A 15,581-nucleotide genomic window follows, 5' to 3' on the forward strand; every position below is an offset into this window, starting at 1 on the left:
ATAGGAGGTACTAACGTGGATAATCAAAGCGTTAAAAATAACGATCCTATACAGCTCCAGCAAATGATTATTTTTTTAAGAGCAGAACTTGCTAAATATAAAAATGAAATAAATAGACTTAGAGATAGCGATTATTATTCACTCGTACTTAGACTAGAGCGGGAAAATGTTCAATTGACGAAACGTAATAAAGAGCTTGCGATGGATCGGATGAAATTAAAAAGAACGAATGAAAAGGAATTAAAGGCTTATAATGAGGATATACAGAGAAGGGAAATTCAACGAAAAAAACACATTTCCTCGATAGATACATTATTAAGAGAAATTGAACATTTACGTTCTGAGAATAAAGAATTACGGCAAACTACAAACGCTAATAATAATGAACTGCTCGCTATTAAAAGAAATTATGTAGCGGAAGAAAAGCAGGCGATTGAAAGTCTTGAAATACAGCTAAGTACATTTACAAAAGCAGCGAATGAAAAAATGAATGCTATAGTCGAAGCCATACAGAGACATGACGAAAATAATGTACATGACTATTTAGTTAAAGAGTTAGTAGAAAGAGATAATGAAATAAATAGATTGTCCTTTGAGTTAATGGATATTAAAAACAACAACACAAGTGCTGTAGGCTTAAATGGCGAAAATATGGCTGTCAATTCGAAGGTGCTTTTAAATCTAGATGCTAAGATACAAAAAATAATAGCACAATCCAATGATTTTGAGGAGCAACTAGAGAAGAAAGTTCGTATCCTAGATGACTTAGAGCACCAATTGACTCAGCTCGCTATGGAGATTAATGTGAATAGGTCTATGTAAAACCAGGCTGTTTATAAGGATGGTATGAAGAGAAAAAGTGTTAGATTGACTACAATCAATCTAGCGCTTTTTTTTGCTGTAATCGTTACTTCGCTACTGCGGGCGCTTTCCGCTCAGCTCAACGTAAGGCGCAACACTCGAAAGTTTGTAGTTTGTTGCGCCTTACGTTCTGAGCAGGTGCTCCGAACTACTAGTGCTCACTTCTAAACTATATTGAAGCAAAATATTGAATTTTTTTATCTTACATAGCGGAACTTTTAAAACCTTTGTCAGGTTTGTTTAGTTGACGATGAATTTTATTATTTTGTTTCTCTGTGTAACGTTACGCGCTTTAAACGAGGAGAATATTTTTTTAACTCCAGTCTTTCTGGATTATTTCGTTTGTTTTTTGAAGTAATGTAGTTTTTATCTCCAGTTTCTGTACAGGCTAAAATAATTTGAACACGCATCCTATCACCTCTTTTTAAATAGTAATCATTACGCTTTATACAATATTATTTTTATTTTCTATTGTCAAGATGTAGCTACACAAAAAGTTAAGCATTGCATTTTCAGCTTTTCTATGATTAAATTACAACTTGTAAATAGTAATGATTACGATTTAAGGAGGTTGGAATATGACGACAAAGAAAATCCCAGTGACAGTTTTAAGTGGTTATTTAGGTTCAGGTAAAACAACGATGATGAATCATGTCCTACAAAATGAGAAAAATATACGGGTGGCTGTTATTGTCAATGATATGAGTGAAATTAATATTGATGCAGAACTTATTGCAAGTGGAAGTGGTATTTCTCGAACGGAGGAAAAATTCGTAGAGCTTTCCAATGGTTGTATATGTTGCACGTTACGTGAGGATTTATTACAAGAGGTTAAACGCCTCGCGGAGCTTGGAAATATAGATTATATTTTAATTGAGTCGACGGGTATTAGTGAACCTATTCCAGTGGCGCAAACGTTCAGTTATTTGGATGAGGAGCTTGGAATTGATTTAACAAAGTTTTGTCAACTCGATACGATGGTGACTGTAGTCGATGCACACCGTTTTTGGCATGATTTTCAGTCAGGCGAAAGCTTGTTAGAGCGTAAGGAAGCTGTTGGTGAATTAGATGAACGAGATGTGGCAGATTTATTGATTGACCAAATTGAATTTTGTGATGTTTTAGTATTGAACAAGTGTGACCTCGTAACAGAAGACGAACTTGAACGATTAGAACGTATTTTGCGTGCATTACAACCTGAGGCAACGCTAATACGTACAATTAATGGTGTAATCGAGCCAAGTGCAATTTTAAATACAGGACGTTTTGATTTTGAGCGAGTATCAGAATCTGCTGGCTGGTTAAAAGAGTTAGAACTTGGGCATGAAAATCATACACCGGAGACAGAGGAGTATGGCATTGCTTCATTCACGTATAAGCGTAAAATGCCTTTCCATCCGATGCGTTTTGTTGAGTGGTGTGATAATATGCCTCAATCCATTGTGCGTGCAAAGGGTATTATTTGGAGCGCAAAACATCAGGAAGTAGCGTTGTTATTGTCACAGGCAGGTTCCTCTGCAAAAATTGAACCTGTTTCCTATTGGGTAGCGGCATTACCAACAGCGCAGCAAAAGGATGTTTTTTTACAAAGCCCAGAGGTTTTGGAGGATTGGGATGAGGAATTTGGTGACCGTATGACACAGCTAGTCATTATAGGCATCGATTTAGACAAAGAAGCAATAACAAAGGAGCTAGATGCATGCTTATTGACGACTAATGAATTTACAGAGCCGTGGGGCAAGCTAGAGGATCCCTTTCATTGGGAGTGGAGTTAATGTAGTGCTGCTTGATTGTGAGTTAAGCCGCGCTAGCAAAAAGTAGTCAATTTGTAATGAAAATCGACCTTATTTACGATTTACGTAAAAAAGAATCTACCACATTATTTTTGTGGTAGATCCTTTTTAAATACATGATTATAGTTTGTCGCATCACGTAATGCTTTTTCCTCAATAGGAATCCGTACTGAAAGCATTGTAATGTTTAAGAGCGTAAAGCAAAATGCTGTGAAATAAGCTTGGAACATAATTGGTAGTAGAAGAATCTCCAAGCTAACAACGGCATAATTTGGGTGTCGCATAAATGTATAAGGGCCTTTACGTACAACTTTTGCGCCAGGTAAAATCAGTATTTTCGTATTCCAAAATGGTCCTAATGAACGGATACACCAAATACGCAAAGCTTGCACCATAAGGAATAATAAGAAAAATAACGGGAATAAGGACGATGGACCATTTTTATTTGAAACTACTTCAACAATTAAAAATAGAAAAAAGCTAACATGCATAGCAACCATATAGGGATAATGTGAAGCGCCGACTTCATAGGCTCCTTTTGCAAACATCCATTTTTCATGACGTTTTGCTATTAAAACCTCTGCTAATCTTTGTAGAATAACAAGAATTAAAATAATGTAAAAAAGCATATTACTCCCTCCATTTAAGTAATACAGCCTCTGCACAGAAGCCTGGACCGAGGGCGACTAGCAACCCAATATCATCTATTTGCCCTTCGTTTAACATAAACTGCTCTAGTACATACAAAACAGTAGGAGAAGACATATTACCGTGTTGACGTAATATTTCCCGAGAAATGTCGGTTTTTTGTTCAGCAAGATATAACGTATCCTCATACGCTTTTAACACTTTTTTTCCCCCTGGATGTGCAATAAAATGATCAAGCTGCTCACTGTAAAGTTGTTGTTCAACTAAAAATTGTTCAATGAAAGGACCAAGCCAATTTGTAATAATGGATGGAATACTTTTCTGGAAAACGACATGAAGACCATTGTTTTTTATATTCCAGCCCATTACATTTTCTGAATCGGGCATCCACTTAGAACCAGTTGAAACAATTGAAGGAATTGGTTTTTTTGTCGGAATTGCAACATCGTCTCCACAAACGAGTATGCAGGCAGCGCCGTCAGCGAATAGGGAGGCGCCGATTAAATTACTTTTAGAAAGATCGTTTTGCTGAAAAGTTAGGCTACAAAGTTCGACACATACAACAAGTACCTTTTCTTGAGGATGCGCTTTGCAATAATCATAAGCACGACTAACTCCAGCAGCTCCCCCTGCACAGCCTAACCCCCACAATGGTATGCGCTTTAACCTATCAGAAAAAGGCAGTTGATTCATGATACGAGCATCTATGCTTGGTGTAGATATGCCCGTACTACTCACGAAAATAATAGCATCAATATCTTTAGGGGAAATAGGTGCTTCTAAAAAAGATTCATTTTGTAAACAGGCTTGAATGACTTCAACGCTATATTGTGTTGCTAGCTCTATATACAGATTGTTACGTTCTTCGAAAGTATGCTCACTACGGTGCCACTCAGCGGGTACACAGAAATGACGAGTATCGATGCCACCATTATCAAATACTTTTAAATAACGCTCTAACTTTGGAATTTTTTCATAAAAGAGCTCCTTTGTTAACGCCTCTGCGTTCGCTTGTTGCAATGTGTAAGGTGGTTGATATGTGCTGATAGAAATAATTTTTGACAATTCAACATCTCCTTCGCAAATAGTGGTCTTGTACATTGTATGCAGATAGGAAGGGCGTACATGCTTCAATAAATTTATTTGACAATTATGAACAATTTAGATATATTGATAACATCTAAATTGGAAGTAGGTGATGTGACATGATGAATAGATCCGTTTTTAACGAACTGCAATTCGGTTTGTTCAATTTCACACGCCTAAAATATGCGATTTGACCTTGCCCGTAGAGTTAACGACTACTATGTGACAAAGGCTATTTGTGTATTCCCTTAAACGTGCCTGTGAAACCTTGTAACTGCCGAATTGCAGTTGCAAGGTTTTTTTATGCTTGTTTCGCACTTAGAGGCGTAATTGATAGACACATTTAGGAGGAATAACAATTGAAATTAACAACATTAGGGTTTTCAACTTATTTTGAAGAGCAAGTAACTGCGTTTAAAGAGGAATCAAAGTTAGCGAACTGTGTACCTGCACGAGTTACTTTGGAGCATAAGCATTCATATCGTGTACTAGCTGAAGAAGGTGAATGGTTAGCTACAGTCGCTGGACATTTTGCATATACATCGGTAGCAAGAGAGGACTATCCAGCAGTTGGAGATTGGGTATTAGTCGAGAAAATGGCGGGGGAAGAAAAGGCGATAATTCATAAATTATTTAACCGAAAGTCCGTTTTTTCTCGTAAGGTTGCAGGACAGGAAATAAAGGAACAAATTGTAGCATCAAATGTTGATATTGTGCTACTTGTAATGAGCTTAAATGCAGATTTTAATATTCGTCGTTTAGAGCGCTATTTAGTAGCCGCTTGGGATTCCGGTGCGAAACCAGTAATTGTACTGACAAAGGCTGATTTATGTGAAGATATTTCGAGCATGGTACGGGAAGTCGAGCTTGTAGCTTTTGGTGTGGATATTTTTGTAACTAGTGCACGATCAGGCGAAGGCATAACAGCTATTCAGAACCTCTTTACAGAAGGGGTGACAGGTGCACTGCTCGGTTCATCGGGTGCAGGAAAATCCACTTTAATGAATGCATTAAGTGGAGAAGAGCTTATGAAAGTTTCAGGTATTCGGGAGGATGATGCCAAAGGGCGCCATACGACAACACACCGAGAATTAATTGTATTGCCAAGTGGTGGCTGCTTAATCGATACCCCAGGAATGCGTGAGTTGCAATTATGGGATCAAAGTGAAAGTCTATCTTCTAGTTTCCGCGATATTGAAGAATTTGCAGCCGCATGTCGTTACAGAGATTGTACGCATCATATGGAGCCACACTGTGCGGTGCAACAAGCTATTAAAGATGGAGCACTTGAACAATCACGTTTGCAAAGCTATTTCAAGTTGCAAAAGGAGCTTGCTTTTATTGAGCGAAAAACGAATATGCAGGCAAAGCTGAATGAGCAACGCAAATGGAAGCAAATTGCGAAAGGCATGAAGAAGGGCAAAAAATAGTTAACAAGCTTTTAAGGGCAACTTCGCCATCGTGTTGCGAAGTTGCTATCTAATAAGCGAGTTAATCGGTAAAGGAGATGTACTATGGCTATACAAAATATTAACCATTTTTTATTTTCAGTGTCTAGTCTAGAGCAATCAATAGTATTTTACCAAAATGTTTTTGATGCCAAGCTATTAGTGCAAGGGAGAAGCACTGCTTATTTCGATTTAAATGGGCTGTGGCTTGCACTAAACGAGGAAGCGGATATTCCACGTAACGAAATACATCGCTCCTATACACATATTGCTTTTTCTATCGATGAAGAAGATTTTGAGAAAATGTATGACAAGCTTGTACGTTATAAGGTTAATATTTTAGAGGGCAGACAAAGAGATGAACGAGATAAACAGTCCATCTATTTTACTGATCCAGATGGTCATAAATTTGAGTTCCATACAGGTACGTTACAGGATCGCCTAGAGTATTATAAAAACGAAAAAACACATATGGAATTTTTCAATGATTAACAATGACTAAGGGGGTTATATTATGAAAAAAGCAATTATTTTCGATATGGATGGTACTTTATTTCAAACGAATCTTATATTGGAGCCAGCACTGACAGCGACTTTTGATGTGCTACGTACAAAGGGGTTATGGCAAGGGGACACACCGATTGAACAATACCGTGAAATTATGGGGGTTTCATTGCCTGTTGTATGGGAAACTTTATGTCCTATGCATACTTTAGAGGTCCGTGAAGCAAGTAATGCCCTATTTCATGACAAGCTTATTGAACTGATAATAAATGGCAAAGGCGCATTATATCCGAATGCAGAGCAAGCACTTGCTACGTTAGCAAACGACTATCATTTATACATAGCGAGCAATGGTCAAAAAGAGTATTTGCAAGCAATTGTAGATACATATAAGCTAGATCGTTATATAGAAGGGACGTATAGTATTCAGTCTATTCCAAGTGGTCATAAATCCGATTTAGTAAAAAGTGTAATCGAAGAAAATAACATTCAAACCGGTGCTGTTGTCGGAGATCGTGCATCTGATATCCAAGCGGCACTGGATAATCATCTATTTTCCATAGGTGTACGCTTTGATTTTGCGCAGGACTCTGAATTACAAAAGGCACATGTCGTGATAGATAATCTACATGATATTTCAAAGCATTTACCTACTATTTCTCACTAACTCGAAGCGAAGATAAATGTTTACATTGCATTTTATAAGGGGAAAGAGTAAAATAGTGCCAAACTATAACAAAGCGTTGAAAAGGAAAAGTAAATTGGACAAGCATTTAATAGAGAGCCTCTGTTGGTGGAAATGAGGTAAATGAACCCTTTTGAAAATGACCTTTGAGCTTCGTACCGAAAGCATTTTTGTGAGTAGATTACGACGAGATGGGCACTCGTTACAACAGCGGCAGTATCTCTTATATGAATGCAAGACGTACTGATTGAGGCAAATAGTGTGAGCTATTTGTAAATATAGGTGGTAACACGGGTATACTCGTCCTAATCAGTCATGATTAGGGCGTTTTTTTTATCTTCAAAAACGATGGATGCTAGGGAATATTTCTATTGTCCATTGAATGAAGAGAATGCCGCTGATAGCTGTCCGATTTTTTTCCGACAGCTTAAGAGTAGAATTTAATAAATTGAGGGGAGCAACTTAGGATGACAATAGTAATTGGAGGAGCTTGGCCATATGCCAATGGCTCATTGCATTTAGGGCATATTGCCGCATTATTACCAGGTGATATTTTGGCTAGATATTACCGACAAAAAGGTGACAAAGTATTGTATGTTTCAGGTAGTGATTGTAATGGGACACCAATATCGATTCGAGCTGCACAGGAAAATACGACGACAAGTGCGATTGCAGATCGGTATCATCAAGAATTTACGCAATGTTTTCATGATTTAGGATTTACTTACGATTTATATACGAGAACGGATGCTCAGCATCACCATGAAGCTGTACAGACAATTTTTTTACAGCTGATGGCAAATAATTATTTATACAAAAAGAAAATTGAGCAGGCTTATTGTGAAACGGACAAACAGTTTTTACCTGACCGCTTTGTGGAAGGTGTTTGTCCAAATTGTGGGGCAAAGGCACGTGGAGATCAGTGCGATAATTGTTCGAAAATTTTAGACCCACTTGAATTAATCGACAAGCGTTGTAAAATCTGTGGCAATGAGCCTGTTATTCGAGAAACTGAGCATTTTTATTTTACTTTTAGTCAATTTCAAGGAAGGCTAGAAACTTTTGTAGCTGAAGCAAAGGCGGAAAAGCGCTGGCGAGATAATGCAATAGGCTTGACCGAACGTTACTTAGCAGAGGGCGTCCCTGATCGTGCTGTTACAAGAGATTTGCCAAACGGTATTGATGTACCAGTACCGGGCTTTGAAGGGAAGAAAATTTATGTGTGGATCGAAGCCGTTGCAGGTTATTTAACAGCAAGTATGGAATGGGCAAAACAACATAATATTGCGATTGAGGATTTATGGAATGAAGAAACAATTTCTTATTATGTGCATGGCAAGGATAACATTCCATTCCATACAGTTATTTGGCCAGCGATATTGATGGGTATTGGTGCGAAATCATTACCAACACATATTGTCTCCAATGAATATTTGACTTTAGAAAAACGAAAATTATCAACTAGCCTAAATTGGGCAGTTTGGGTGCCATATATTTTAAGTCGTTATGATGCAGATTCTATTCGTTATTTTTTAACAACAAATGCACCTGAAAATCGTGATACGGATTTTTCTTGGCGAGAATTTATTTATAGTCATAATGGAGAATTGCTAGGAGCTTACGGCAATTTTGTCAATCGAACGTTGAAATTTATAGAAAAATCATTTGATAGCCAAGTGCCACAGGTCGATGTAGATGGGGCTGTAAGGAAACAGACGATACAGTTGTTTAGTGATGTTGGTGTGGCGATTGAAGCGGGACATTTTAAGCAAGCGTTAGAAGAAATTTTTGCTTACATCCGTGCGGCCAATCGATATTTTGACGAGCAGCAACCGTGGTTACAGGTGAAGGAGAATATAGCTGATTGTCATGAAACGCTTACAACGTGCGTCTACATGATTGCAAATTTAGGACAAGTGTTGCAGCCATTTTTACCGTTCTCCACAGAGAAAATTCGAGGCATGTTAGGCATAACAGAATTGATGTGGTATGAGCAAGTGGAGCTACCGAAAAGCATTGGCGAAGTGACACCACTATTTGAACGACTTGATGTGGGGCTAATTGAAGAAGAATACCAGAAGTTAGTTAATGACAGTCACTAGCAGCCGTTGATTTCTAGCATATTCAAATTGTGTGAGTGCCTGTCACTTTTTACTGCTCCGGGTGGTCGTTTATCGTGAGCACAAAGTAAGCCGCAACTCTCGCTAATGCACGGATTGTTGCGGCTTACATTTTGTATGTTCCCACAGGCGTCGACCCTGCGCTTTAAATCAACTAGTAGCGCATTCAAATTGTGTGAGTGCCTGTCACTCGCCCTAAGTTCCAATTAACGAAACAAAAGGCATCAAGAAGTTTATTCTTGATGCCTTTTATCGTTATACAGCTTTTTATAATTGCTTTTGAAATGTTAGTTCATAACAGGCGTTAATTTCGCCACAACAATGCTGTTGATTGCATTAATGTATGCAAGCGCACTAGCTTTTAAAATATCTGTATCTGCAGCTTTTGCGATATATTTTTCGCCCTCATGCTCAATCGTTATTTTAACTTTACCAAGTGCTTCCTTACCGCGCGATACGCTGTTAATATTATACTCTACTAGCTTCACATCAATTTTCACAATATCTGCAATGGCAGAATACAATGCATCAATTGGGCCTGAGCCAACAGCACTTGCTTTCAATACTTCTTCACCTTTGCGAATTTTTACACTAGCGGAAGGGAAGCTTGCGTTGCTGACGACTTGTAAATCTTCAATGTCAAAAAATTGCTCGCTATAATGAGTAGCATTGGCATGATTTGCGTCATGCTTTTCATAATAACTTTCTACAATAACATATAAGTCATGGTCATAAACTTCTTTTTTCGCATCAGCTAATTTGAGGAAACCATCGAAAATGCCTTCAAATTCCTCAGTAGAAAGATTAGAAAAACCTAACTTTTCAAGTGCATTTTTTACGGCATGGCGTCCTGAACGAGCTGTTAAGACAAGTTCCATATCATCTAGACCTACATCTTCTGGATGAACGATTTCGTAGGCATCGCGAGATTTAAGTAGACCATCTTGATGAATTCCTGAAGAGTGTGCAAATGCATTGTCTCCAGTAATGGCTTTGTTTACTTGTACGTCTAAGCCCATAAAGCTAGAAACAAGGCGTGAAGTGTTCATGATTTCTCTTGTATTAATGCGCGTCTCTGCATTATAAACAGAACTACGTGTTTTTAGTGCCATCACGACTTCTTCTAGTGCAGCATTTCCGGCACGTTCTCCAATGCCGTTAATTGTACATTCCACTTTGTCTGCACCGTTTTTAATGGCTGCAAGTGTGTTAGCTGTTGCCATACCAAGGTCATTGTGACAGTGTACACTTAATAAAACACTGTCGTTTAAGTTTTTCATACGGTCATTAAGCTTATAAATCATAGCGCCAAATTCCTCTGGTTCAGCGAAACCTACAGTGTCCGGCACATTTATCATTGTTGCGCCGGCCTTCATAACGGCTTCAATTGTTTTCCATAGGTATTCAAAATCTGAACGGGAGGCATCTTCTGTTGAATATTGCACTTGTGGTAAAAGAGTTTTTGCATATTTCACAGCATCTACGCCAATTTGTAGTATTTGGTCTTTAGATTTACTAAATTTCTTTTCAACATGTATATCAGAAGTGCCAAGCACCATATGAATCATTGGATTTTCTGCATATTTTACAGCGTTATAAACGGAATCAATATCAGCTTTTACTGCTCGTGCTAAAGCTGTAATCATAATGTCGTTCGTATTACCGACCTTTTGTGCGACAGCTTTTACCGCATCAAAGTCACCTTGTGAAGAAGCCGGGAAACCAGCTTCGATAATATCGACGCCTAATTTTTTGAGTTGCTGTGCAATCTCTACTTTTTCGTATAAGTTCAGTTTTGCTCCCGGCACTTGCTCGCCATCACGTAAAGTTGTATCAAACACCCAAATTTTTCTTCCCATTTTCAAACACTCCTTTTGTTGTAATAAAATAAAAAAAACCCGCCTCTATATAAAAATATAGAGACGAGTTATTTGCTCGCGGTACCACTCTAATTGACCTTCCCTTTAAAGAAAAAGCCCCCTTATCGACAGCTATCACTGTCTATCCCAATAACGGTGGAAACCGACATCCCTTACTTTTTAAACGGCATTCAACTCACTGCTTTAGGAGCAGGAGAATTGTACTGACTCGTTTTGGTTCAGGGAGTAGCTCATGGATGAGTTCAAAATGTGTGCCTACCGATTTACACCAACCATCGGCTCTCTACAAGTACACGGGCATTTTTACTATTTCCAATCTTTGCTTAACAATGTGTTGTTGAAAGCTATAATACGTTGATATTGTCAGTATGTCAACAATATTCTAAAAATTAATTGTTTTCAGTTTTAATCATTATAGTTTTAACGGTAGCTAGTAAGATGGAATGTTAAAATGTATATTTCACAAATATAGGCATTTATTTATGAGATAATGAGGATGGATTTTATACATAGAAAGTAGGTAGAACGGTGAAATTTGTATTTGATTTAGATGGTACGATTTGTTTTAAAGGTCAGCCTTTAAGTGCAGGAATAACGGCTGCATTAGAGGATTGTCTAAAGAATGGACATGAAGTTATTTTTGCTTCAGCTCGCCCGATTCGAGATATGTTACCAGTATTGCCAGAGTCAATGCGCACGTTTCCAATGGTTGGGGGAAACGGAGCTTTTATAGCCAACAATGGCGATATAAAAGAAATCGCAGCATTTGATGGAGAAATTATAGAAGCAATCAAACAAATTATAACAACCTATCAATTAGCGTATTTAGTAGATGGTGACTGGGATTACGCCTACACAGGTAGTGAATCACATCCGATTTATCAAAACTTAGATCCACTACAGCTTGCAAAACGAGTGGTACTGGAGGAACTAAAAGACATTGTTAAAATTGTATTATTCCCTGGTGAGCACCATCAAAATATTTTGGCACAGCTACGAAAGCTACCAATTTCGTTATATGAACATGCATCTGAAAACATTTTAGATATGAGCCCCAGTGGGATTGATAAATGGACAGGCTTAACGAAATTAGGGGTATTACAAAATCAGTTTATCGCGTTTGGCAATGATGCAAATGATGCTGCAATGTTTGAAAAAGCATTAGCGAGTGTTTGTGTTGGTGAGCATCCAGTAGGTCAGCATGCCACTGTACAGGTGCCATCTGAAGAAACAGCAGTAATCGAAATAATAAAGTGTCAGGCACTCAAACAATTTTGAATATTTTAACCAAGAAAAAACCCACTTAGACTCCTGCGGGAACGCACAAGAAGTAAGACGCAACAAGTCGCGTGTTTGCGACTGCTGCGGCTTACGATGCGCCCGCGGAAAGCGAAGTGGGTTAAAGTGCCAGGCACTCAAACAATTCTGAATATTGTAAGGTCAGTCGCTTAGCTATTGCACTTTAAAGCGAGAAACTTGTGTTTGCAACTCTTCAGCCATTGTCGATAAAGTTGCCGCAGAAGCTGCAACTTCTTCAATTGTCGCAAGCTGCTCTTCGGAAGCAGAAGCTACATTTTGAAGGTTAGAAGATGACGTTTGTGCAATTGTAGCTATTTCATCGAAGGATGCATAGATTTGTTCAGCACTAGAAGACATTTCCTCAGAAACAGTTGTTGCTTCTTGTATTTGTTTTGACACTTGCTCAATAAGGTCAACGATTTTTGAAAAACCTTCCTCAGCCACTTTAACAACCTGCATACCAACTTGAACCTCTTGTGTACCAGTATCCATTACTGTAACAGCACGGTTTGTTTCCTGTTGGATTTCTGAAATTAACCCTGAAATTTGTTCTGCTGACTTTTTAGATTGCTCAGCTAACTTTTTCACTTCGTTAGCTACGACTGCAAAGCCTCGACCATGATCACCCGCTCGAGCAGCTTCAATAGCAGCGTTCAATGCTAGTAAATTGGTTTGCTCAGCGATGTCAGTAATAATACTAATAATATTCCCAATCTCAACAGAATGGTTACCTAAATTTTTAACAACGTTAGCAGATTCTAAAACTGCTGTATTAATAGTATCCATCTGCGAAATGACGCGATGTAGCGACTCATTCCCCTTGTTTGCCTCAGTATTCGTTTCAATGGCAAGTTCAGAAACAGCAGCCGTTGTTGATGCTAATTGCTGAATGCCGTTAGTCATATTTTTCATAGCTTGTGAGCTTTCTGTAGCATTTTTCCCTTGTGCCTCTGAGCCACTAGCGACTTCTTGCATAGCAGATGTAATTTGTTCAGTAGCTTGGATTGTTTGATCTGCACTTGCAGTTAATTCAGCAGCTGAAGCACTTACTTGTGCTGTGTTTTGACTAACATTGGTAATTAAACTTTTTAGATTTAGAGCCATTTGATTGAAGGCAAGGGCTAAATCACCAACTTCATCGCGATTTTTAATGCGAATTTGTTCAGCTGTTAAATCACCCTCAGCAATTTTTTGCGCTGCTTTTGCCATCCCTTTAATAGGTCGAGAAATAATAGTTCCCATAATCATGGCAATTATCAGACTAATGATGACGGCAAACACACCAAGTGAAATCATGTTTAATTTAATAGCATCAATATCTTTTGAGGTAGTAGCTATTTTTGCTTCTACAGCTTCACTTTGATAGTTGGCAAGGTTTTCAACACGCTCGTCGAATTGTTTAAGAATAAGTCGACCTTGAGAGCTGTCTAATTTCTCATATTGTTCTGTTTCGCCAGCATCCTTTAAAGCAAACATACGATCAGCAAATTGCTGAACATTTTGCTCACTTTTATTGACAGATTCTAATAATTCAATTGATTTTTTTGATTCTAATGTTGCCATTAAACTTTCGGATTTTTCTTTAAATTCTTCACGAGCGGATTTATTACCATCACGATTTTGTTTATCTCCAAGTAAAAGATATCCACGCATACTTACAATTTCCTGTTTTGCAATTACTCTTAGCTCTTGAATGCTAATAGATTTTTTTGTCTGTTCTTCGAGTAACTCTTGATAAGTCCCGTTTACTGAATTAAGCTGCTTAAAGTTTAGAGCTATAGTGCCAATTAAAACTAAAATAACAATAAAAAAACCGAGAATTAATTTTTTGTAAATCGTAAATCGCATGTATTGTAAGTCCCTTCCTAGTAATTTAGTAGAAATGTTACAAAAAAGTGAAATATGTATATATACTTATTTATAGCAGATTATATGTATTTTAAAAAGCATTATGAGTTTATTCATAGTGAAAAATATGAAATAAGAGGGAATTTAGTTATAGTATGGACTCTTATAGGTGGCAATTTATGCACTATGTACTATGTGTTTACTTATGAAGAAGAAACTAAATTGTATCATGAAAAACGCGATTTATATAATGTTTGAAACCTAATTGTTGGAAGTAACGTAAATACAATTAACGATAAACGAGGATGTGGAGCAATGTATAGACCGGTTTTGAAATTACCGAAAACGAAGTATGAAAAATTTTTGGATATAGTTGGTGGCGGAATATTTATTGTATCCATCATATTTATTATTTCTCAATGGAACACCTTACCTGAAGAAATTCCAGCACATTTTAATGGTGCGGGAGAGGTGGATCGATGGGGTTCGAAAATAGAACTATTCATTTTACCGGGTATCGGAATTTTTTTGTGGATATTTTTAGGACTTCTTGAAAAAGTACCATATATGCATAACTACCCAGCACGTTTAAATGAGAGCAACGTCGAGGCCTTTTATTTAAATAGCCGTAAAATATTGAATGAAATAAAAAACCTTTGCTTAATTTTATTTGCAGTCATCTCTTTTGAAATTGTACTTGTTGCATTAGGAAAGGTAGATGGATTAGGTTGGTGGTTCTTGCCAGTTGTACTAATTGGTACAGGTATTCCGATTGTTAAAGGCTTAATTGCTTCATCGAAGATTAAGTAAACCGTATCCAAAGTGGGGAATTTTAAAAAAGTAACGATATGAGCAGGAGAATGAAGACGTAAATAGAATAACTTATATATTTACAAATACTGGAGGTCGCATTTTGTTACTATTCTTTTGATTTCTAGCAGCTAACTAATAGTTAAATAATATTAGGAGTTGATAGAAAAATGATTTATAAAAATTCACTCGAAGGTATTTCTTCAGATATGTTAAACGGTTTTTTTGTAGACTGGCCGAGTCCACCTAATCTACAAACGCATTTACGTTTATTGGAGAAAAGCAGCAAAATAGTTTTGGCGATTGATGATAATACAAACGAAGTGATAGGGTTTATTACCGCAATTAGTGATGGTGTTCTGTCTGCCTATATCCCCTTACTAGAAGTATTACCACAATACAAAAATAAAGGTATAGGCAAGGAGTTAGTAAGACGAATGCTTATAGAACTCGATAATATTTATATGATCGATTTATGCTGTGATGATGACCTCGTACCATACTATGAAAAATTCGGAATGACAAAAACAAACGGTATGGTTTATAGAAATTATAAAATGCAATCAGGAAGTTTATGAAAGACTAAAACGCTTGAGAAT

Annotated in this window: 14 protein-coding genes and 2 other annotated features; of the genes, 9 read left to right on the plus strand and 5 right to left on the minus strand. The window is 37.4% G+C overall.

The genetic code is table 11. From position 1 onward, the window contains the following. Positions 1-15: 15 nt before the first annotated feature. On the plus strand, positions 16-822 hold the full coding sequence (locus ACIP9G_RS19480; protein WP_401021564.1) for a hypothetical protein: 807 nt from the start codon (positions 16-18) through the stop codon (positions 820-822). Positions 823-1,121: 299 nt separating this feature from the next. Here ACIP9G_RS19480 and rpmG read toward each other — a convergent pair whose 3' ends face one another. After that, positions 1,122-1,271, minus strand: coding sequence for a 50S ribosomal protein L33 (gene rpmG / locus ACIP9G_RS19485; RefSeq protein ID WP_340821894.1), 150 nt, complete (start codon positions 1,269-1,271; stop codon positions 1,122-1,124). Between the two features lie 168 nt (positions 1,272-1,439). Here rpmG and ACIP9G_RS19490 point away from each other — a divergent pair, with 168 nt between their 5' ends. After that, on the plus strand, positions 1,440-2,636 hold the full coding sequence (locus ACIP9G_RS19490) for a GTP-binding protein (RefSeq protein WP_401021568.1): 1,197 nt from the start codon (positions 1,440-1,442) through the stop codon (positions 2,634-2,636). 104 nt (positions 2,637-2,740) lie between these two features. Here ACIP9G_RS19490 and ACIP9G_RS19495 read toward each other — a convergent pair whose 3' ends face one another. Both ACIP9G_RS19495 and ACIP9G_RS19500 read right to left on the minus strand, forming a co-directional pair. Beyond that, positions 2,741-3,283 (minus strand): isoprenylcysteine carboxyl methyltransferase family protein, encoded by a 543-nt coding sequence (locus tag ACIP9G_RS19495; protein ID WP_340821897.1) that lies wholly within the window; start codon positions 3,281-3,283, stop codon positions 2,741-2,743. Position 3,284: 1 nt separating this feature from the next. After that, a complete protein-coding gene (locus tag ACIP9G_RS19500; RefSeq protein ID WP_340821898.1) occupies positions 3,285-4,367 on the minus strand; it encodes a type III polyketide synthase in 1,083 nt (360 codons plus the stop codon). Positions 4,368-4,747: 380 nt separating this feature from the next. On the opposite strand from ACIP9G_RS19500, the gene rsgA reads away from it, so the two are divergent. The 4 genes from rsgA (at position 4,748) to metG (ending at position 9,127) form a co-directional block, all read left to right on the plus strand. Further along, the gene (gene rsgA / locus ACIP9G_RS19505; RefSeq protein WP_340821900.1) at positions 4,748-5,818 is read left to right on the plus strand and encodes a ribosome small subunit-dependent GTPase A; all 1,071 of its coding nucleotides are present in this window, start codon (positions 4,748-4,750) and stop codon (positions 5,816-5,818) included. An 84-nt stretch (positions 5,819-5,902) separates the two neighbouring features. After that, positions 5,903-6,328 (plus strand): FosM family fosfomycin resistance protein, encoded by a 426-nt coding sequence (fosM, locus tag ACIP9G_RS19510; RefSeq protein ID WP_401021571.1) that lies wholly within the window; start codon positions 5,903-5,905, stop codon positions 6,326-6,328. Positions 6,329-6,350: 22 nt separating this feature from the next. Beyond that, positions 6,351-7,007 (plus strand): HAD family hydrolase, encoded by a 657-nt coding sequence (locus ACIP9G_RS19515; RefSeq protein ID WP_340821902.1) that lies wholly within the window; start codon positions 6,351-6,353, stop codon positions 7,005-7,007. Positions 7,008-7,074: 67 nt separating this feature from the next. After that, positions 7,075-7,336: a binding site (T-box leader), on the plus strand. Between the two features lie 156 nt (positions 7,337-7,492). Beyond that, positions 7,493-9,127 carry a methionine--tRNA ligase gene (gene metG, locus ACIP9G_RS19520; protein ID WP_401021574.1) on the plus strand — a complete coding sequence of 545 codons (1,635 nt, stop codon included), beginning with the start codon at positions 7,493-7,495 and terminating at the stop codon, positions 9,125-9,127. A gap of 305 nt (positions 9,128-9,432) precedes the next feature. On the opposite strand, the gene ACIP9G_RS19525 is transcribed toward metG, so the two are convergent. Then, positions 9,433-11,004, minus strand: coding sequence for a 2-isopropylmalate synthase (locus ACIP9G_RS19525; RefSeq protein ID WP_401021575.1), 1,572 nt, complete (start codon positions 11,002-11,004; stop codon positions 9,433-9,435). Between the two features lie 56 nt (positions 11,005-11,060). Further along, positions 11,061-11,354 (minus strand) — a binding site (T-box leader). Between the two features lie 199 nt (positions 11,355-11,553). Here ACIP9G_RS19525 and ACIP9G_RS19530 point away from each other — a divergent pair. Then, entirely contained in the window at positions 11,554-12,303 is a 750-nt protein-coding gene (locus ACIP9G_RS19530) for an HAD-IIB family hydrolase (RefSeq protein WP_401021577.1), read from the plus strand. Between the two features lie 174 nt (positions 12,304-12,477). Here the strand turns inward: ACIP9G_RS19530 and ACIP9G_RS19535 are convergent, their stop codons facing one another. Further along, positions 12,478-14,172: a methyl-accepting chemotaxis protein gene (locus ACIP9G_RS19535; protein WP_401021580.1), complete on the minus strand. Its 1,695-nt coding sequence runs from the start codon at positions 14,170-14,172 to the stop codon at positions 12,478-12,480. A 315-nt stretch (positions 14,173-14,487) separates the two neighbouring features. Here ACIP9G_RS19535 and ACIP9G_RS19540 point away from each other — a divergent pair, with 315 nt between their 5' ends. Together ACIP9G_RS19540 and ACIP9G_RS19545 are read left to right on the plus strand one after the other, a co-directional pair. Then, positions 14,488-14,982: a DUF1648 domain-containing protein gene (locus tag ACIP9G_RS19540; protein WP_401021582.1), complete on the plus strand. Its 495-nt coding sequence runs from the start codon at positions 14,488-14,490 to the stop codon at positions 14,980-14,982. Positions 14,983-15,152: 170 nt separating this feature from the next. After that, positions 15,153-15,560 (plus strand): GNAT family N-acetyltransferase, encoded by a 408-nt coding sequence (locus tag ACIP9G_RS19545; RefSeq protein WP_340821911.1) that lies wholly within the window; start codon positions 15,153-15,155, stop codon positions 15,558-15,560. Positions 15,561-15,581 lie beyond the last annotated feature (21 nt).

The sequence above is a fragment of the Lysinibacillus sp. NPDC093197 genome (assembly GCF_044754025.1).
In the GTDB taxonomy this organism is placed as follows: Bacteria; Bacillota; Bacilli; order Bacillales_A; family Planococcaceae; genus Lysinibacillus.